The 19,997-nt window shown below is 69.4% G+C and carries 12 protein-coding genes; 2 read left to right on the top strand and 10 right to left on the bottom strand.

Annotated features, from left to right (window positions below):
• Positions 1–10: 10 nt before the first annotated feature.
• Complete coding sequence (locus tag J2W45_RS17630) at positions 11–934, bottom strand: ABC transporter ATP-binding protein (RefSeq protein ID WP_310134504.1); 924 nt, start codon at positions 932–934, stop codon at positions 11–13.
• A 178-nt stretch (positions 935–1,112) separates the two neighbouring features.
• Between J2W45_RS17630 and J2W45_RS17625 the strand changes: the two genes are divergently transcribed.
• Positions 1,113–3,110 (top strand): ABC transporter ATP-binding protein, encoded by a 1,998-nt coding sequence (locus tag J2W45_RS17625; RefSeq protein ID WP_310134501.1) that lies wholly within the window; start codon positions 1,113–1,115, stop codon positions 3,108–3,110.
• Between the two features lie 119 nt (positions 3,111–3,229).
• Here the strand turns inward: J2W45_RS17625 and J2W45_RS17620 are convergent, their stop codons facing one another.
• Entirely contained in the window at positions 3,230–5,062 is a 1,833-nt protein-coding gene (locus tag J2W45_RS17620) for a phosphoenolpyruvate carboxykinase (GTP) (RefSeq protein ID WP_310134497.1), read from the bottom strand.
• 115 nt (positions 5,063–5,177) lie between these two features.
• Between J2W45_RS17620 and J2W45_RS17615 the strand changes: the two genes are divergently transcribed.
• Positions 5,178–6,632: a helix-turn-helix domain-containing protein gene (locus tag J2W45_RS17615; protein ID WP_310134495.1), complete on the top strand. Its 1,455-nt coding sequence runs from the start codon at positions 5,178–5,180 to the stop codon at positions 6,630–6,632.
• 163 nt (positions 6,633–6,795) lie between these two features.
• On the opposite strand, the gene J2W45_RS17610 is transcribed toward J2W45_RS17615, so the two are convergent.
• The 8 genes from J2W45_RS17610 to J2W45_RS17575 form a co-directional block, all read right to left on the bottom strand.
• Positions 6,796–7,557 carry a 3-hydroxyacyl-CoA dehydrogenase gene (locus J2W45_RS17610; protein ID WP_310134493.1) on the bottom strand — a complete coding sequence of 254 codons (762 nt, stop codon included), beginning with the start codon at positions 7,555–7,557 and terminating at the stop codon, positions 6,796–6,798.
• A gap of 63 nt (positions 7,558–7,620) precedes the next feature.
• Positions 7,621–8,811 carry a thiolase family protein gene (locus J2W45_RS17605; protein ID WP_310134490.1) on the bottom strand — a complete coding sequence of 397 codons (1,191 nt, stop codon included), beginning with the start codon at positions 8,809–8,811 and terminating at the stop codon, positions 7,621–7,623.
• Position 8,812: 1 nt separating this feature from the next.
• Positions 8,813–10,276 carry an NAD-dependent succinate-semialdehyde dehydrogenase gene (locus J2W45_RS17600; protein ID WP_310134488.1) on the bottom strand — a complete coding sequence of 488 codons (1,464 nt, stop codon included), beginning with the start codon at positions 10,274–10,276 and terminating at the stop codon, positions 8,813–8,815.
• Positions 10,276–10,782 (bottom strand): Lrp/AsnC family transcriptional regulator, encoded by a 507-nt coding sequence (locus J2W45_RS17595; RefSeq protein WP_310134486.1) that lies wholly within the window; start codon positions 10,780–10,782, stop codon positions 10,276–10,278. The genes J2W45_RS17600 and J2W45_RS17595 overlap by 1 nt, the downstream gene beginning before the upstream one ends.
• A gap of 482 nt (positions 10,783–11,264) precedes the next feature.
• Positions 11,265–11,792: a hypothetical protein gene (locus J2W45_RS17590; protein WP_310134484.1), complete on the bottom strand. Its 528-nt coding sequence runs from the start codon at positions 11,790–11,792 to the stop codon at positions 11,265–11,267.
• Between the two features lie 619 nt (positions 11,793–12,411).
• Positions 12,412–13,074 carry a hypothetical protein gene (locus tag J2W45_RS17585; protein ID WP_310134482.1) on the bottom strand — a complete coding sequence of 221 codons (663 nt, stop codon included), beginning with the start codon at positions 13,072–13,074 and terminating at the stop codon, positions 12,412–12,414.
• Between the two features lie 30 nt (positions 13,075–13,104).
• Positions 13,105–19,338 carry an RHS repeat-associated core domain-containing protein gene (locus tag J2W45_RS17580; protein WP_310134480.1) on the bottom strand — a complete coding sequence of 2,078 codons (6,234 nt, stop codon included), beginning with the start codon at positions 19,336–19,338 and terminating at the stop codon, positions 13,105–13,107.
• Complete coding sequence (locus tag J2W45_RS17575) at positions 19,338–19,946, bottom strand: hypothetical protein (RefSeq protein WP_310134478.1); 609 nt, start codon at positions 19,944–19,946, stop codon at positions 19,338–19,340. The genes J2W45_RS17580 and J2W45_RS17575 overlap by 1 nt, the downstream gene beginning before the upstream one ends.
• Positions 19,947–19,997 lie beyond the last annotated feature (51 nt).

Below are 19,997 nucleotides of genomic sequence, written 5' to 3'. Positions count from 1 at the left end.
CCGATGGGCCTCATTCGATCAGGCTCCGTCCGGTCAGCCGCAGGAAGACATCCTCGAGGCTCGATCGCCGCACCAGGCTGGTGAGGGGGTGCAGTCCGCGCTCGGCGATCCGGACCAGCTCGGCCTCGCCGTCGTCGCTGTAGACGAGGATGCGGTCGGGCAGCACCTCGATGCGATCGCCTATGCCGTGGAGCCCCTCGGCCACCTCGGCGTTGCGCTCCGACCCGAACCGCACCTCGAGCACCTCGCGCGTCGAGTACTCGCGGATCAGCGCGGCCGGCGACCCCTCCGCCATGATGGCGCCCTTGTCGACGACGACCAGCCGGTCGCACAACTGCTCCGCCTCATCCATGTAGTGCGTCGTCAGGACCAGCGTCGTGCCCTGCTCCTTGAGCCGGAAGAGGCGGTCCCAGAGGATGTGGCGCGCCTGCGGGTCGAGACCGGTCGTGGGCTCGTCGAGCAGCAGGATGCGCGGGTCGTTGATCAGCGCCCGCGCGATCGTGAGCCGCCGCTTCATGCCGCCGGAGAGGTCGTCGACCTTCGCCTTCGCCTTGTCCTCGAGCTGGGCGAAGGCGAGCAGCTCGTCCGCCCGCGCACGCACTCGTGCCGACGGCAGCCCGAAGTAGCGGCCGTAGACGATGAGGTTGTCGCGCACGCGCAGCTCGGTGTCGAGGTTGTCGGCCTGCGGCACCACGCCCAGCTGCGAGCGGATCTCGGGTCCGTACCGGTCGGGGTCGAGGCCCAGGATGCTGAGGTCGCCCGCCGAGCGGGTGGAGACGGCGCCGATCATCCGCATCGTCGTGGATTTGCCCGCGCCGTTGGGCCCGAGCAGTCCGAACGACTCCCCCGGCTCGACCTCGAAGCTGATGCCGTCGACGGCGGGGAAGTCCTTGTACTTCTTGACCAGGTCGCGGGCGGCGATGACGGGCGGCATAGTTCTGCACTGTAGCCGCGACCACGGACATTTGGGGGTGGGATGCTGTCAACGCGACCTGCCAGCTGATCGCCCTGGCGCTCGGTGTCAGCAAACAGGCAGTTCACAAGAAGTACGGTCGGAGCTGACGGCACCGCCGCCTCCGACGCCCCTTCCTCCCCCGAACGGAGCCACCGTCATGTCGACCACCTCCACCGCCTCCCCGCGCCGCCGACGCGGCTTCGGCCGTCCCGCCGACGACGCCGGGCCCCGCGCGAGGTTCTCCCAGCTGCTGCCGTACCTGCTCGAGCACAAGCGGGTGCTGTCCGTCGTCGTCGTGCTCAGCATCCTGGGCGCAGCCGCAAGCCTCGCCCAGCCGCTGCTCGTCAGCCAGGTGATCGACCTCGTCGGCAAGCAGCAGCCGCTGAACGGCCTCGTCTGGGGCCTCGTCGCCCTGGTCGTGGTGTCCGCCCTCATCTCCGGCTACCAGCACTACCTGCTGCAGCGGACGGGCGAAGGCGTGGTGCTCTCGTCGCGGCGCAAGCTGGTCGGACGGATGCTGCGCCTGCCGATCAGCGAGTTCGACACCCGGCGCACCGGCGACCTCGTCTCGCGGGTCGGCTCCGACACCACGCTGCTGCGCGCCGTGCTGACCCAGGGACTCGTGGAGGCCATCGGCGGCGCCCTGACGTTCATCGGCGCGCTCATCGCGATGCTCATCATCGATCCCGTGCTCCTCGGGCTCACCGTGCTCGTCGTCGCGATCTCGGTCGTGACCGTCGTGCTGCTCTCCGGGCGCATCCGCGTCGCGAGCCAGAAGGCGCAGAACAAGGTCGGCGATCTCGCCGCCGCCGTCGAGCGGGCGATCAGCTCGGTGCGGACCATCCGGGCGGCGAACGCCACAGAGCGCGAGATCGCGGCGGTGGACGAGGACGCCACGGGAGCGTGGCGGATGGGCATCCAGGTCGCGAAGATCTCCGCCCTCGTCGTGCCGGTGGCGGGGATCGCGATGCAGGTGTCGTTCCTCGTCGTGCTGGGCGTCGGCGGCTTCCGGGTGGCCAGCGGCGCGATCACGATCGCGAACCTGGTGGCGTTCATCCTGTTCCTGTTCATGATGATCCTGCCGCTCGGGCAGGCCTTCGGCGCCATCGCCGCCGTGAACTCGGCGCTCGGTGCGCTGGGGCGCATCCAGGAGATCCTCGACCTGCCCGCCGAGGACCAGCACGACCGCGACATCGCCCCGCTCGCCATGACGGTCGGAGCGGCCAACGAGGGGCTCGCCCCCGAAGCGCCGGCGATCGAGTTCGTGGACGTGCGGTTCGCGTACCCGGAGGGTGCGGGAGAGGACGGGGCCGCGGACTCCGCCCCCGCTCCCGCTGGGCGGGCTGGCGCCGGCCGGGTGGACGCCGAACCGTCCCCCGAGCGTCTGGCGTTCGAGGCGCTGACCGGCGCGGACGTCGTCGCGGAGGCCGAGGCCGCCGCCGGTGCGGGATCGGATGCGGCGCAGGCGCGGCACGGCGGCGTGCTGCACGGGGTCAGCTTCCGCGTGCCGCGCGGCAAGCGCACGGCGCTGGTCGGGCCGTCCGGGGCGGGCAAGTCGACCATCCTCGCCCTCGTCGAGCGGTTCTACGACCCGCAGGGCGGCGAGGTGCGGTTCGGCGGGATGGATGTGCGCACCCTCGACCGCGTCGCGCTTCGCTCGCAGATCGGCTACGTCGAGCAGGATGCGCCGGTGCTGGCCGGAACGCTGCGCGACAACCTGACGCTGGCGGCTCCCGGTGCGACCGACGAGCAGTGCATCGACGTGCTGCACGCCGTCAACCTCACCGAGGTGCTGGAGCGCAACGAGCTCGGGCTCAGCGCGCAGGTCGGCGAGGACGGCATCATGCTCTCCGGCGGAGAGCGTCAGCGTCTCGCGATCGCCCGGGCGCTGCTCGCGGCGCCTCCGGTGCTGCTGCTGGACGAGTCCACGTCGAGCCTCGACGGGCGCAACGAGCAGCTGATGCGGGAGGCGATCGACGCGGTCGCCGAGGACAGGACGCTCCTCGTGATCGCGCACCGCCTGTCCACCGTCGTCGACTCGGACCAGATCGTGGTGCTCGACCACGGCCGCGTCATCGGCACCGGCACCCACTCCGAACTCGTCGAGACGACCCCCCTCTACCGCGACCTCGCCAAGCACCAGCTCCTCGTCTGACCCCCTCCCCCCTCCCTCGAGTACACGAAAAGTGCACGTGAATCGGGCGATTCGCGTGCACTTTTCGTGTACTCGATGAAGGGGCGCTCGACGGTGGGGTCCCGGCGCGGGGGGACGGGTCAGGCGCGGAGGTGGTAGCGGAGGGACGCGAGCTCGGCGCGGAGGGCGGCGGGGACGCGGGTGCCGAAGCGGTCGAAGAACTCGTCCGTGAGGTCGCACTCGGCCAGCCAGCTGGACCGGTCGACCTCGAACAGCGCCTCCACGTCCTCCGCCGGGAGGTCCAGTCCGTCGAGGTCGAGGTCCTCCACCCGCGGCAGCCGTCCGATGGGCGTCTCGATGCTGCCCGCCGTGCCCTCCACCCGGCGCGCGATCCACTCGATCACGCGCGCATTCTCGCTGAACCCGGGCCACAGGAAGCGCCCGTCGTCACCGCGACGGAACCAGTTCACCTGGAAGACCTCGGGAGCGTCCGCGCCCAGCGCCTCTCCCACCTCGAGCCAGTGCGCCCAGTGGTCGGCCATGTTGTAGCCGCAGAACGGCAGCATCGCGAACGGGTCGCGCCGCAGCTCCCCGACGGTGCCCTCGGCGGCGGCCGTCCGCTCCGAGGAGATCGTCGCTCCGAGGAACACGCCGTGCCGCCAGTCGCGCGCCTGCGCCACGAGCGGCACGTTGGTCGCGCGGCGTCCGCCGAACAGGATCGCGTCGATCGGCACGCCGTCGAAGGCGTCCCAGTCGTCGGCGATTGACGGGCACTGCGCGGCGCTCACGGTGAAGCGGGAGTTCGGATGCGCGGCCGGGCGACCGCTCCCGGGCGTCCAGTCCTTCCCCTCCCAGTCGATCAGGTGCGCCGGGGGCTCGTCGGTCAGCCCCTCCCACCAGACGTCTCCGTCGTCGCGCAGTGCCACGTTGGTGAAGATCGTGTTGCCCCACAGGGTGTCGACCGCGGTGCGGTTCGTGCTCTCGCCGGTCCCGGGCGCGACCCCGAAGAAGCCCGCCTCCGGGTTGATCGCCCGCAGGCGGCCGTCCGGACCCGGTCGCAGCCACGCAATGTCGTCGCCGATCGTCTCGACCGTCCAGCCGGGGATGCTCGGCTGCAGCATCGCGAGGTTCGTCTTGCCGCATGCCGAGGGGAACGCCGCCGCGAAGTGGAAGGCGCGCCCCTCGGGCGAGGTCACCTTGATGATGAGCATGTGCTCGGCCAGCCAGCCCTCGTCGCGCGCCATCACCGACGCGATGCGCAGCGCGAAGCACTTCTTGGCCAGGATGGCGTTGCCGCCGTATCCCGAGCCGTAAGACCAGATCTCGCGGGTCTCGGGGAACTGGACGATGTACTTCGTGGTGTCGCACGGCCACGGCACGTCGTCGCGGGCGACGCCGTGCGCATCGATCAGCGGGTAGCCGACGCTGTGCACGGTCGGCACCCACGGCTGCCCGGCGTCGATCAGGTCGAGCACCGTCTCGGTGACGCGGGTCATCATCCCGAGGCTGACCGCGACGTACGCCGAATCCGTGAGCTGGATGCCGACCTGCGAGAGCGGACCGCCGACCGGGCCCATCGAGAACGGCACGACGTACATCGTGCGGCCGCGCATGCTGCCGGCGAAGACGCCGCGCAGCTCGGCGCGCATGCTCTCGGGCTCCCGCCAGTTGTTGGTCGGTCCGGCGTCGGACTCGTCGACCGAGCAGATGAACGTGCGGTCCTCGACGCGGGCCACGTCACCCGGGTCTGTGCGCGCGAGGAAGCTGTTCGGGCGCCACTCCGGGTTCAGGCGGATGAGCTTGCCTTCGGCGACGAGCTGCTTGGTGAGGCGGTCGGCCTCCCCCAGCGATCCGTCGCACCAGACGACCTCGGCGGGCTGCGTGAGGGCGGCGATGTCGTCCACCCACGCGCGCACGGCGGCGATCCCGCCGGAGGGGGCGGCGTCGGTCAGGGGCAGCTCGGCGATGCTCATGGCGGAGTCCTTTTCGTGGAAAGAAGCGGCGATAGATCCAGCATCCGCGACCTTCGGCCGCTTGCACCCAGAGATTTCGATTCAAGAATCGCGATTCTTTCGCTAACGTGAAGCCATGAGCACTCCCGTGGACACCGGCGACATCGACGTCGCCACGCTCGGCCACCGCATCCGGCACTTCCGCACGCGCCGGGGCATGACCCTCGACGACTTGGGGGCCGCGGCAGGGGTCGCCCCGAGCCAGCTGTCGCTGATCGAGAACGGCAAACGCGAGCCCCGCATCTCGCTGCTCAGCGCGCTGGCGAGCGCTCTCGGCGTGCAGCCGGCCGACCTGCTCTCGGCCGAGCCGCCGGACGAGCGCGCAGCCCTCGAGATCGAACTGGCCCGGGCGCAGCGCGGCCCGCTGTACGCGTCTCTCGGTCTGCCCGCGGTGAAGCCGACGAAGGGCACGCCGACGGAGACGCTGCGCTCCCTGGTCGGACTGCATCGGGAGCTCAGCCGCCGCGCCAGTGAGGCGATCGCCACACCGGAGGAGGCGCGCCGGGCCAACACCGAGCTGCGCGAGCGGATGCGCGGCGAGAACAACTACATCCCCGAGATCGAGGAGCTCGCGGAGCAGCAGGTGCGCGAATCCGGGCACGTGCGCGGGGCGCTCACCCACCGCGAGGTCAGCGTGATGGCGGAACGGCTCGGCTTCGAGCTGATCTACGTGAACGACCTCCCCCGGTCGGCGCGGTCGATCACCGACCTCGAGAACGGGCGGATCTACCTGCCGCCGGCGTCCATCCCCGGCGGCCACGGCCTCCGCTCGATGGCCCTGCAGGCGATGGCGCACCGGCTGCTCGGGCACACGCGCCCCGCCTCCTACGCCGACTTCCTCCGCCAGCGGCTGGAGATCAACTACTTCGCGGCCTGCTGCCTGATGCCGCGCGAGGCCGCCGTCGGCTTCCTCCAGCAGGCGAAGAAGGACAAGGACCTCGCGGTCGAGGACTTCCGCGACGCCTTCGGTGTGACCCACGAGGCGGCGGCGCTGCGGCTGACGAACCTGGCGACGAGTCACCTGGACATGACGATGCACTTCCTCCGGGTCGGCGACGACGGCGCCCTCTACAAGGGGTACGAGAACGACGGGCTTCCGCTGCCGACGGATGTGACCGGCTCCATCGAGGGGCAGGTCGTGTGCCGCAAGTGGGGAGCGCGCACCGCCTTCACGCACACCAACCGCACCACGGAGCTGTACCAGTACACCGACACCCCCGCCGGGACGTACTGGTGCGCGACCCAGACCGGGACCACCGCCGAGGGCGGCTTCTCGATCACCGTCGGCGTCCCGTTCGACGAGGCGAAGTGGTTCCGGGGCCGCGAGACGACGGACCGGGCGGAGTCGCGCTGCCCCGACGAGTCGTGCTGCAAGCGCCCGCCGGCGGACCTCTCCGGGCGCTGGGCGGGCAAGGCGTGGCCGAGCGCGCGGCTGCACGCGCACATCCTGTCGCCGCTGCCCTCTGGTTCGTTCCCGGGCGTCGACGACTCGGACGTGTACGCCTTCCTGGAGGCGCACTCCGGCGCCTGACGCGCAGCACATTCGGCACGAATGTCGCCTCCGCGCGCCCCTTTCGCGACATTCGGCACGAATGTCCCGCGGGGCGTGGGGCGACATTCGGCACGAATGTGGGCCTCCCGCGGTCGTTTCGCCACATTCGGCACGAATGTCGCGTGGGCGCAGCCCGTCGCGGCTACTTGGGCTGCATGCGGATCGCGCCGTCGAGGCGGATCGTCTCGCCGTTGAGCATGGGGTTCTCGACGATCGCGCGCACCAGCGCCGCGTACTCCGCCGGCCGCCCGAGCCGCGACGGATGCGGCACCTGCGCGGCCAGCGAGTCCTGCGCCGCCTGCGGCAGCCCCGCCATCATCGGCGTCTCGAAGATGCCGGGCGCGATCGTCATCACGCGGATGAGGCTGCGCGCGAACTCCCGCGCCAACGGCAGCGTCATGGCCGCCACCCCGCCCTTGGACGCCGAATAGGCGGGCTGTCCGATCTGCCCGTCGAATGCGGCGACGGACGCCGTGTTGACGATGACGCCGCGTTCCTCGCCGACGGGCTCGGTCTGCGCGATGGCCGCCGCCGCGAGCCGGACGACGTTGAACGTGCCCACCAGGTTGACCCGGATCACCCGCTCGAAGTGCTCCAGCGGGATGAGTCCCTCGCGGCCGATGACCTTCTCCGCTGTTGCGATGCCGGCGCAGTTGACGACCACCCGGAGTGGCGCGAGCCCGGAGGCCGTGTCGACCGCCGCCTGCACCTGCTCCTCGTCGGTCACGTCCGCCGCGACGAACCGGGCTGTCGGTCCGAGGGCGATCGCTGCTTTCTCCCCCTCCGACCGCGGGAGGTCGAGGATGACGACGTGGGCGCCCGCCTCGGTGAGCGCGTGGGCGGTCGCGTTGCCGAGTCCGCTCGCCCCGCCGGTGACGAGGGCGGAGCATCCGTCGAGCTGCATGGTTCTCCTTCGTTTCGCGTGGATCCCCGGTTGTCCGGGAAGGTCATTTCGAGAAGGCGCAGGTCAGCGCAGCACTTCGATCAGCGTCGCGTTCGCCGTGCCGCCGCCCTCGCACATGGTCTGGAGGCCGTAGCGGCCGCCCCGCGCCTCCACTTCGTTGAGCAGGGTCGCGAGGAGGCGCGTGCCGGACGAACCCAGCGCGTGCCCGAGGGCGATGGCCCCGCCGCGCGGGTTCAGCTTGGACGCGTCGGCGCCGAACTCCTGCTGCCACAGCAGCGGGATGGGCGCGAACGCCTCGTTCACCTCGTACGCGTCGATCTCGTCGAGCGAGACGCCACTGCGGTCGAGCAGCTTGCGCGTCGCGGGCAGGATGCCGGTCAGCATCAGCAACGGGTCGCTCCCCGCGACCGCGAACGAGTGGAAGCGCGCGCGAGGGCGCAGGCCCAGCCGCTTCGCGGCGTCCGCACTCATGATCAGCGCGGCCGACGCCCCGTCGGTGAGGGGCGACGAGTTGCCCGCTGTGATCCGCCACTCCAGCTGCGGAAACCGCTGGGCCAGCCGCTCGGTGCGGAACACCGGCTGCAGCTGCGCGAGCTTCTCCGGGGTCGTGCCGGGCCGGATGGTCTCGTCGGCGATGACGCTGCCCGAGTCGGGCGTCGGCACGGCGATCAGCTCTCCGTCGTAGGCGCCGTTCGCCGCCGACCAGGCGGCGCGGCCGTGCGACTCGGCCGCGTAGTCGTCCAGCTGCGCGCGGCTGAACCCCCAGCGGTCGGCGATGAGCTCCGCCGCGACGCCCTGGTTCACCAGCCCGTCGGGATACCGCCCGGCGAGCAGCTCGCCGCCGAGCCGGGCGCCCTGCACGTTGGACCCCATCGGCGCCCGGCTCATCGACTCCACGCCGCACGCGATGACGACGTCGTAGGCCCCGGAGATCACGCCCTGCGCGGCGAACGCGGCCGCCTGCTGGCTGGACCCGCACTGGCGGTCGATCGTCACCGCCGGCACGCTCTCGGGGAATCCCGCGCTGAGCACGGCCGTGCGCGTGATGTTGCCGGCCTGCTCGCCCGACTGGGTGACGCATCCGCCGATCACGTCGTCGATCACGGCCGGGTCGATCCCGGTGCGCCCCACCAGTTCGAGCAGCACGCCGGCGAGGAGGTCGGCCGGGTGGATGTCGGACAGCTCCCCGTCCGGCTTCCCCCGGCCCGACGGGGTGCGGACGACGTCGACGATGACCGCTTCTGCGTTGGCCACGTCAGGCTCCGAACGGGTTCGGCGTGAGCGTGTACTTGGTGTTGAGGTACTCGTGGATGCCCTCGAAGCCGCCCTCGCGTCCGAGCCCGGACTGCTTGACCCCGCCGAACGGCGCCGCCGCGTTGGAGACGACGCCGACATTCAGGCCCATCATCCCGGTCTCCAGCCGTTCGATCATCCGCTGGCCCCGGGCCAGATCTTTGGTGAACACGTACGAGACGAGCCCGTACTCGGTGTCGTTCGCGAGCCGCACCGCCTCGTCCTCGTCGGAGAACCGCACGATCGAGAGGACCGGCCCGAAGATCTCCTGCCGCAGGATCTCGCTGCCCGCGCGCACGTCCGTCACCACTGTCGGCTCGAAGAACGTGCCGGTGCCCTCGACGCGCGAACCGCCGGTGAGCACGGACGCGCCGCGGGTGACCGCATCCTGGAGCAGCTCGGACGCCTTGTCGATGGCGCCCTCGTTGATGAGCGGGCCGATGGTGACGCCCTCCTCGGTTCCGCGTCCGACCTTGAGGCCGTTCACCCGCTCGGTCACGCGCCGGGCGAACTCGTCGGCGACCGCCTCGTGCACGATGAACCGGTTGGCGGCCGTGCAGGCCTCGCCGATGTTGCGGAACTTGGCGAGCATGGCGCCGTCGACCGCCTTGTCGAGGTCCGCGTCGTCGAAGATCACGAAGGGCGCGTTGCCGCCGAGTTCCATGGAGGTGCGGAGCACGTTCTCGGAGGCCTGCTGCAGCAGCTTCCTGCCGACCTCGGTCGAGCCGGTGAACGAGAGCTTCCGGAGGCGCGGGTCCGCGATGATCGGTGCGGACACCTTGCCGGAGGTCGTCGTCGTGACCACGTTGAGCACACCGCCCGGGAGGCCTGCATCCTCGAGGAGCTTCGCGAAGTAGAGGGTCGTGAGCGGGGTGAGTTCGGCCGGCTTGATGACGACCGTGCAGCCCGCGGCGAGCGCCGGCGCGATCTTGCGCGTCGCCATCGCGAGCGGGAAGTTCCAGGGCGTGATGAGGAAGCACGGACCGACGGGATGCTGCGACACGATCATCCGCCCGGTGCCTTCCGGATTGGCGCCGTACCGCCCGGTGATGCGCACGGCCTCCTCGGAGAACCAGCGCAGGAACTCGCCGCCGTAGGTGACCTCGCCGCTGGCCTCCGCGAGCGGCTTGCCCATCTCGAGCGTCATCAGCAGCGCGAATTCGTCGCGCCGCTCCTGCAGCAGGTCGAACGCGCGGCGCAGGATCTCGCCGCGCTGCCGGGCCGGCGTGGCCGCCCAGTCGTCGGCGGCCGCGACCGCCGCGTCGAGCGCGCGGATGCCGTCCTCGGGGGATGCGTCCGCGATCTCGGCGATCCGGTTGCCGGTCGCCGGGTCGTAGACGGGGAACGTGCCGGCCGATCCGGTCGTCCACTCGCCGCCGATGTACAGTCCGTCCGGCACGCGCTCCAGCAGAGCCTTCTCATCCATCAGTCGTGTTCCTCCTCGTTCGTCCGGTCGTCGTCCGGTGCCACGGCCGCCTGCACGAGCGGCACGGTCCGGTGGTCGATCATGGTGGTCAGCGCGATCACCGTGGTGGTGCGCGCCACCGCGCGGTCGCCGCCGATGCGGTCGATGACGCGCTGCAGGTCGCTGTTGGACCGCGCGGCCACCCGGACCATGAGGTCCCCGGGCCCGGTCACGCGGTGCACCTCCAGGATCTCGGGGATCTGGCGCAGGTGCTCGACGATCGCCGCATCCCGGCCCTCCTCCCCCGAGGCGAGCTCGACGGTCACGAAACCCGTCACCGGGAACCCGAGCTGCTCGGTGTCGACGGTGGGCGCGAAGTCGCGCACGACGCCGGACCGCTGCAGCCGGTCCAGCCGCGCCTGAACGGTCCCGCGCGCGACCCCTAGCCGCCGCGACGCCTCGAACACGCCCAGCCGCGGCTCCGCGGCCAGCAACGCGATCAGCTCGGCGTCGAGCTTGTCGACCATGCGGCCCTCCTTCGGTCCTCGCACATCGTACGACGCACGGTACGCGCGAAGCGCACGCTGACCGAAGCTCTCAGGAACGGGCGGGCAGGGTGTGCGGCTACAGCGGCGCCCCCGGTGGTCTCGTTTATCGGGTCGCCATGAGAGCAACGCCGGCAACGATGGCAATCACAGCAATCGGGACGACTATGCGCTTTGGTATGGCAAGCGGCCGTTTACCCGCAGCCTCTCACTACGGCATGTCTCTCCATTTGCATCTCGTCCTCACGATGAGCCCGGGAGGAAGGCTCCGGCGATTCCGGCTGCGGCGGTGAGGCGCTCGCCACGCGCGTCGCACTCTTCGTATGGCCCGCTGCCTTTCTCAGGGGGAACCACTCAGTATCTAGGTCCGCGGCAAACGACCGATGCGGCGAAGCTCAGCCAGCCCGAGAAACCGAACTTTGAGCACCGGTGAGCTGATTCGCCTCAGCGAAGACGGCACGCTGTCATGTGCCGACGCTTTCGCCTCGCACCGTTTTGACGATCGCGTCTCCTCGAGCTTTGGCCCACTCCGTCGACGCCGTGCGTAGCGAGGTGGCCATGGGCCCATTGACACGCACGGGCAGCTCGAACGTCCGATCGCCTGCGCGAATGCCGAAGAACAGGGTGGTGTAGTCAGCTAACAAAACCGATGTTGTATCGACTCGAACATCCGCGACCTGCTCCGCGGTGAAATCAGCTAAAACTTTCGCCTCCCGACCTCGAACGATTGTGAGGTGGCCACGGCTCGCCACCAGGGAGTACACGGACCCCGTTCTGCCATACGGGCTTCGATCTACCGCGGCGATTCTTCGCAAAGCCCAGTACGTCACTAGGGCCCCCTGTGCAGATGTCGACAGCGCCTGCGGAAACCTGCCTGAGATCGCAAGGACCTGCTTCCGAAGCGTGACCTTCGCGAGCCTTAAGATGATTGCCACACCGGCGGCGACCAGCATGAGGAAGCCCGCCCCGCCGCAGATGATGTAACTCGTCACGCGTCCCTCCTCGGAGGGGAGAATGGGGAACCCGCAGATCGAAGCACCTTCCCCGAGCGGACGTCGATATACGGCAGATGGCGCTGCCTGCCCGCGAGAGTCGTGTAGCCAGCGCGCGATTCGCGCCAGACCTGGAGACAGAATGCACCGACCGACATCGCTGTAACCAACGCGCTCGCCAACATCACGAGGGGCACCCAGACGAGGATCACGGTGGGGAGTCGCACGAGTACCGCCACACCTCCGGCCACTAGGAACGCAAGGCAGGCCGACGCGAACGCGAGGCCAATCGCTCGAAGCGAGTCAGCCGTCGGTCCCCGCAGGATCCGCCCATCGAAAGAGTCACTACTTGTCGCGGATGAGATACAGATCACCTCCGCTCAGCACCAGCCCAAGGGCGCTCCCCACACCGCCGAGAGCATCAACGACACCCTTAACGGCATCCTTCAGCCATCCCGTTACGAGTGCTTTAGTCACTCCTCCGGCGAGAGGAACGAGTGCTAGGAGTACTCCGATGATGCATGTGGTCAGCTGATCCCCGCCCATCAGGCGCGACAACAGCGGCTGCCCGGACGATGAGGCGCGCGAAGCTCGGAGAAGGCGACTTCGTTCGGATTCTTCAACTAGATTCACTTGCGCCCCGTTGTTGTGCGAGCGAGAGCTTCTGCTGCACCTTTCGGACGACCCCCTGTGTTTGGGATTCGCTAAGGAGCGACCACGAGTTTCGGCTCTTTCCACCACCGAACATGAAAAACACATCGCCGACCGTGCCGTCGAAGTCGAGGACAACCTTCATCGCGGGCTTCACCGCAATCGGTGTCGCCGCGCTTTCGCCAAGGGAAACGGAGGCAATCGCAGACTTCGGAAGCAGGAATGCGCGCCGGGGATGTCTGCTCCCGACCCACCCCTGGATCGAGTCGGCCGTAACGACGATCGACAGGCTCGAACGAGCCAGATAGCGCCTTTCCACCAAGACGGGATCGCGGATCAGGCTGCGAAAGTGATAGAGTTGGCGCCCGACCTGGTCGTTGACATTCTCGATCACAGCGTCCGGGAACATCGTTGCAAGGGCGGTCGTCCTCAGAGCCCGCGAGTGTGCGGTCGCCATCAGTCCCGCCACGCAAATCACGACCACGATGGCAAGACACGACGGAATTGCTACGACTAAGGTCCCCGAGTCAACACCTGCGGCGACGCCTTTGAACATTATTCCGACGACGTCAACGACGACCACCACAACACCAAGCGCGAGTGGAATCCATAGATTTGACGAGCGTTTCATCTCAACCTCTCGCATTGGAAGCGCAGCAAATCACGCATGAAGCTGGTCTCTGAGGCCGGCAAAGAATCCCACTAGGTCTACCTGGACACCCAGGGCGGCGAGGGCTTTGTCCAGAACTCTCGCCGAATCTTGAAGCGCATCAATCGCGACCCTGAACGCACTCGCACCGATACCCAGCACTGAACCGATCGCTCCCACAACGCAGCCGACAGGCGACTCGCCCGCAACCGCAAGGATGCAAGAAATAGCCGTCGACGCGACGTTTGCTATCAAGCCAATCCATTTCGCGATCGCAGCGGCCGCAGGCCCAACTCCGGGAGAGAATAGAAGGACTAACGAGAGAACATCTGCGGCACCGCCGATAATGCCCAAGTAGAACGAGGCGGTGCTCCAGAAGGCTACGGCTTTGTCACGCGCTTCGTCGTGTCGCTCTTGAACGTCGTTCTGGGAGTTTGGACCGACCGGCTTGGGCTTGCTCGGCGCCGGGCTCTTCCCGCTAGGTGGAGTTGGCGCTGGATTGGCGGGCGGCTTTGCGCCTGGCGAGGATGAAGTCGCGGGCGCCTTCGTGAGGCCGGGTGGGATCGGGGGAAGCAGGGCGCCCCAGCCGGGGAACAATTGCGGCATCCGTTGCTGTTTGGCTTTGAAGCCCAGCACATCCACGTCCGACGCCGGATTGTTCTCCACGTAGGCGTAGCGGTGCAGCGACTGCGGCTGCGCCAGAAGGCCGTGCCACGGGTCCGCGCTCGTCCAGCTCGCCGCCGCGGGGTCGTATGTGCGCGCGTGATAGTGGTTCAGGCCCTGCGTCGGGTCGGTGGTCTCGCCGGTGAAGTTCAGCGGGGACGACCATCCGGTGGTCTCGAACTGCTGGGCGCCCCAGTCCTCGTAGGAGGACAGCTCGGTGATCGACGCGCCCCGGGCGCCGGCGACCGTCGAGCCGAGACGGTCCAACAGGTCCCAGGTCGCCTCACCGTTCTGCGAGACGTGTTCCACCAGTACGCCGATTGCATCCCGGATCAGCGTCTCCGTGCCCTTTCCCGCGATGCTGGACTGAACCGGGCTCAGGCCGTCGAAGGCCGTGCGGGTGGTGGTCGTGCCGTACTGGCTGTGGTCCGTGGTCGTCGTGCGGCGACCCAGGCCGTCATACCCGTACGAGGTGGAGCGGCCCTCCCGCGTCGCCTGAGTGGTCTGGCCGGCGGGGTTGTACGCGAACCGCGTCGACACACCGCCGACGACCTGGTCCACTCGGTTGCCCGCACCGTCGTAGGCGTACGAGGCGACACCCTCGGGCACACCACGGCCGCGACCGGTCGTCGTGGAGCGGGTCAGCTGGTTCGCGTCGCTGAACACCGCCTTCTGCGAGAAGTTCCCGTCCTTGGCGCCTGAACGTGACCAGCTCGTGCGGTTGCCTGCCGCGTCGTAGCCGTAGATGTTCTTCTCGCCCGAGGTGGCTGTCGACCCGGTCAGGCGGTCCAGCGCGTCGTAGGCGTACGACACGGTCGACTGCTTCACGGACAACGGGTCGGTGGGCGTCGCGCTGTCGTTCGTCTCCACGCGATTCTGACCGGATGCGATCGTCCGGGTCGCGGAGGCGACGTTGCCGTCGCCGTCGTAGGTGTAACGGTAGGAGAGGACACCGCCGTCGGGGACCGGGTTCGTCGGAGTCGGCACGGTTCGACCGGCCAGGTACGGCGCCGTCCGCTCGCACAGCGGGGCCGAATTAGTCGCCGTGGCCCGGGCGCCCAGGTAGCCCGCCACACCGGAGCATTTCGCGGCCGCTGCATCGCGAGATGAGTAGGGCGCGGGCGTCGGAGTGGGCGACGGCGCCGCAGGCGCGGGAGGCTCGGGCGTTACGTGGGAGATCGTCGTCACGCGGTCGGCGGCATCGTACGCGTAGCCGGTCGCGACGCCCGTCGACCTGGTCTGGCGCGTGAGGTTGCCCGCGGGATCCCACTCGTAACTGAGCGAACCCCAGGGAGACGACTGCGAGGTCGCCCGGCCCGCCTGGTCGTACGTGTACGACAGCTTCTGGCCGGTGGGCAGGGTCACGCCGGTGGTCTGGCCTGCGGCGTCGTAGGCGGTGTGCAGCCTGCCGCCCTGCTGGTCGATCTGGGTCGTCGTGCGGCCGTCCTTGTCGTACGTGAAGCCGGTGACTCCTCCGGGGTCGGTGACGGCGATGAGCTTCTGCTCACCGTCGTACTCGAAGGTCGCGATCGCTCCCGCGGCGTCCTGACGGATGAGGTCGCCCCGCCTGTCGTAGCCGTAGGCGGTCGTTGCACCGGTTCCGGTGACCACGGACGCCGTGCGACCGGCAGCCGTGTAGGTGGTACGCGACGTGTTGCCGACGGCGTTCGTCTCGCTCGTCGTCCTGCCGAGGGGGTCCACGGTGTAACGGGTGATGTGTCCGTTCGGGTCGGTCACAGCGGTGAGGTTGCCATCGGTGTCATACGTGAACGCGGTCGCGACGTTGGTGTCGGACGACGCAGGCGCGCCGGCGCGGTGCCCCTCGACGACCTTCGTGAGCTGACCTGCCGGGTCATACGCGTACTGCGTCCGGTTGCCGTTCGGGGTCACCGTGGCGGACTGTTGCCCCGCCGCGTCGTACTCGTACGCCGTCACCGCGCCCGTCGGATCGGTGAGCGAGGTCTGGCGACCGTCCGCGTCATAAGCGGTCGAAGTCGTGTGGCCGTTCGCGTCGGTGACGCCGGTGCGGCGTCCGGCGGCGTCGTACGTGTACGTGGTGGTGTGGCCGGCCGGGTCGGTCGTGGACGCGACAAGGCCGGTGGCCGTGTAGGTCGTGGTGGTCGTCCGTCCGAGCGGGTCGGTCACCGCCGTGCGGTTGCCGGCGGCGTCGTATGCGAACGAGGTCCTCTCGCCGAGCGGAGTCGTCGTCGAGGTCATCCGGCCGGCCGCGTCGTAGGTGAAGGTGGTCGGATCGCCGCGACGATTCACGACGGAGGTCACGTTGCCGTCGGCGTCGTACGTGACGTCGGTGTGCTTCCCCGTCCCGTCCGTCACCCGGATGACCCGATCCATCACGTCGTAGGCGTAGCGCGTCGTGACGCCGTCCGGGTCGACCTGAGCGATCATCCGCCCGACGGCGTCGTAGCGGTAGCGGGTGACCGCGCCGGTGGCGTCCGTCTGGCTCGTCAGAGCGCCGTCGGCGTCGTACCGGTAGCGCGTGGTGGCCCCGCTGGGCGACGTGACGCCGGTGACGTTGCCGACGCCGTCGTACGTGCGCTTCCACACGCCGCCGTTCGGATCGGTGACCGTGGAGACGCGGTCCTGACTGTCGGTGGCGTAAGAGGTCGTCGACCCGAGCGGGTTCTTCTCCGCGAGCAGCGAGTCCTCGGAGTCGTAGGTGTACGACGTGGTGCCACCGGTCGCGGTCGTGGCAGACGTCAGATGGAAGAGCGCGTCCCAGGCGAACTGGCTCGTCGCACCGTTCGGGTCGGTGACGGAGGCGACATGGTCGTTCGGTTCGTAGCCGTACGTGGTCACCGCACCGGCCGGGTCGGTGACCGCGACGACACGGTCGCCGTTGTCCCAGCCGTAGGTCGTCGTGCGACCGTTCGGATCGGTCTTCGACGTGATCCGGCCGGCGCTGTCGTAGCCGTAGCGGGTCACCGCGCCGACCGGGTCGGTGACGACCGTGATGTTGCCGGCGGCGTCGTGGCCGTAGCTCGTCGTCGCCCCCGATGGCTGGACGGTCTTGAGGATGTTGCCCGTGGCGTCGTACACGTTGGTGACCGTCGTCCCGTCGGGCTGATGGGTGGTGACGAGGCGGCCGGCGGCGTCGTAGTCGTACGCCCACGTGCGCGGTGCTCCCTTCGGGCCGCCCGCGTCCGTCTTCGTCGCCAGCTGACCGGTGGGCGTGTACGTGTAGGCGACGACCTGACCGGACGGCTTCTTCTCGGTGAGGATGTTGCCCGACCCGTCGTACGTGTACGTCGTGATCCGGGCGTTCTCGTCGGTCGAGCTCGTGACGTTGTTCTGCGCGTCGAACGAGAAGGACGCTGTGGTGCCGTCGGGATGCTGCACCTTCGTGATGCGGAAGGCGCTGTCGTAGAAGTAGACACTGACCCGGCCGAGGGTGTCGGTGTAAGTGGTCTGCCCGGGCTTCGAATAGTCGAGTGAGCGCAGCTTGCCGGTCGCATCCCACTGCTTCACGATCCGGCCCGAAGCGTCGTACTGGTTCTTCAGGTACTGCGTGCCGGTCGCGTCGACGGCCGTGAGCAGCTGGTGCGACGAGTCGTACCCGAACCGGTGCGTCCGCCCATCCGGGAGGGTGACCGTGGTGAGGTCGCCAGCGACATCGTAGGAGAGCGACCAGCGGTCGCCTCCGGGGCGCGTGAACGCGGTCACCCGCCCGAGCGCGTCCGACGTGACCTGGATCACCTGGCCGCCCGGCACCGTGATCGACGTCAAGGGGACGAACTGCTGCACGTCGGGGTCCGGCGCGCCGTACGTCAGCGTGGTGGTGTTGCCCTGGGCGTCGGTGTGCGAGACGAGCTCGCCGATCCCCTCGATGTCGCTCGCGTCGAAGACCCAGGCTTCGCCGGAGACGTCGCGCAGGAGCAGCCGGCCGCCGGGCTGCTCGGTCAGCGTCTGATGCAGCCCTGGGACGCTCTGGTAGCCGCCGTGGCCGTCCCCCGTGAAGACGAAGCTCGCGCCGTCCGCGCGGACCACCATCACGCTGCCGTCGCTGAAGCGTTGCGCTCGGGCTCCCAGCCCGAAGGACCAGCCGGCGCCCACGCGCGACAAGCGGCCGTCCTGGGAGTTGTAGAACAGGGTCACATCGGTGGACGACCCCCCGAGGCCGGGAAGCGTGAAGAGCTTCTCCTGCTCCACCAGGTTGCCGGTGGAGAACGAGAACGGCTCTCCGCCGTAGGTGAGGTAGTTGTGCAGTCCGAGAAGCGCCAGCCGCGCGATCTCGGCGGCGGACGGCGGTGACGGCCAGCCACCGGTCACCGGGTCGGTGCAGTCGAAGCCCTGGGCCTCCAGCCACTTGCCCAAACCCGTGAACACACCGTCGGCGATGTGCGGGAATCCGCCGTCGATCCAGGCGCGATCCAGGTTGTTGTCCAGGAAGAGCGCTTCCAGGTGCGTCAGCGCTCCCGGGACCGCTGCGAATTCGTCACCGGGGAAGTTGCCGTTGTTCTCCATGTTCTTCGCGGGACGCGTCGTGTAAGTCGGCAGGTTCCCGACGAGCGAGTTCGAGAGCGCGTCGTCAGCCGCCCCTCCTCGCGAGTAGACCTGCGAGCCCCCGAGGGTCGGGTCGGCGCCTCCCCACGAGACCCCGTCAAAGGTGTTGAAGCCGATACCGAGCGTGGCCACCGGATTCGCGGCGGCGGCGATGCCGGCGCGCGTCGTGCGGCTGATGAAGGGAACTGCCGGGTCCTCCCGGGTGATCGTTACGGTCGCCCGGCAACTCTGCTGCAGGGCCCCGCGCACCAGCTGTGCCAGGCGGATGTTGTATCCGAGTTCGGTCACGGGCGGAGCCGGCGTGGAGACGTGTCCTTCGTCGTTGTCCGGGTCGAGCACGACCACCGGACCGGGCGGCGGGACGAACTTGGTGCCGATGACGACGAACTGCGAGAGGTGCGTCGATTCGCCCTTCACCGTGCCCGTCCGCGAGTCGAAGTACGACGGGAGCGCCACCCACGGCTCCCCCGCCCGCTCCCGGGTGTAGATCTTCAGCGACGCGGCGTCCAGACCCTGTGCCTTCACGGCGTCCAGATCGGGCTTCAGCGAGAGCGAGACGCCCGGGACGACGTCCGAGACGATCGGCCCCTTCTTGCCTCCGCCGCGGGTGTGGATGCGCTTGGCGGGAAACGTCGTGTGCGGGGCTCCCGATCGATCGGCCGCGGTGATCTGTACCGGATCGGAGACGGGCATTCCCCCGCCCGGCCGCTCCGCCTGCGCCGACACCAGGGCGTCCTTCGGCGCTTCGCCCACCTCGACGGTCAGTTCCTCCTCGACGTCGTTGCCCGAGAAGGTCACGGAGACGCCCGCATCCTTCGCCGAGACGGTGGATGCCGCATCCGGCCGGACGGTGCCCTCGGCTTCCGGTTCGGGCGCGTCCGTCTGCGTCGCTGCCCGCTCCTCCGACACCGCCGCCGCGGAGCGCACCTCTGCGAGCGTTGCCGCCGCCGTACGTCTCGCCTTCTCCCACGCCGACGCCTCTGCGGGCGTCGCGGTGCCGACGATCGTGACGGCCGCGACCGCGATGGTCGCGATGACCCCGAGCACTGTGCCGGAACGCATCAGGCGACGGACTCCGCATCGAGAGCCGCTGCGAAGACGTGGCGCCTGCGCGCGAGCAGCAGGCCGACCGCCACGAGCCCGGCAGCGAGGGCGGCGATCAGCCCGATGGCGATCGTGGCCCCGGTGCTGGCCAGCCCGTCCCGGCCGATCACGCACGCGGCGAGCTGGATCGCATCCGAGACGCCGTCCGCGTCGTAGTCCTCGTGGCCGGTGGCACACGTCGTGGTGCCGCAGATGACGACGGACGCCCACCGTGGGACTCCGTGGTCGTTCGTGTCGGCGTTCCCCGTGAAGCAGGTGTTCGATCCGCAGACGATGCGCCGTGCGAAGTCGGGGATGCCGTCGCGCACCGAGTCGGTGGTGGGCGACGCGCACGTGTTCGTGCCGCAGGCCCGGACCTCCACCCAGTCCGGGACGCCGTCGTGGTCGCGGTCCTTACGTCCGGTGGCGCACGTCCCCGATCCGCAGACGGCGCGTTCGACGGTGTCCGGGATCGTGTCGGCGTCCGCGTCGCACGCGGACACATCGGCGGTCGCCGGACACGGGGTCGCCGCCAGAGCGACGGCGGTCGGGAGGCTCGCAGCTTCGGCGGCAGCCGCAGAGGCCACCAATGCACCCACGCAGAGCGCGACCACGGCGGCCGCTCCGATGACGAAGCG

The organism is Leifsonia shinshuensis (assembly GCF_031456835.1).
Classification (GTDB): domain Bacteria; phylum Actinomycetota; class Actinomycetes; order Actinomycetales; family Microbacteriaceae; genus Leifsonia; species Leifsonia shinshuensis_C.
Note: the sequence above shows the minus strand (reverse complement) of the source record. Positions and strands in the feature narration are given on the sequence as shown.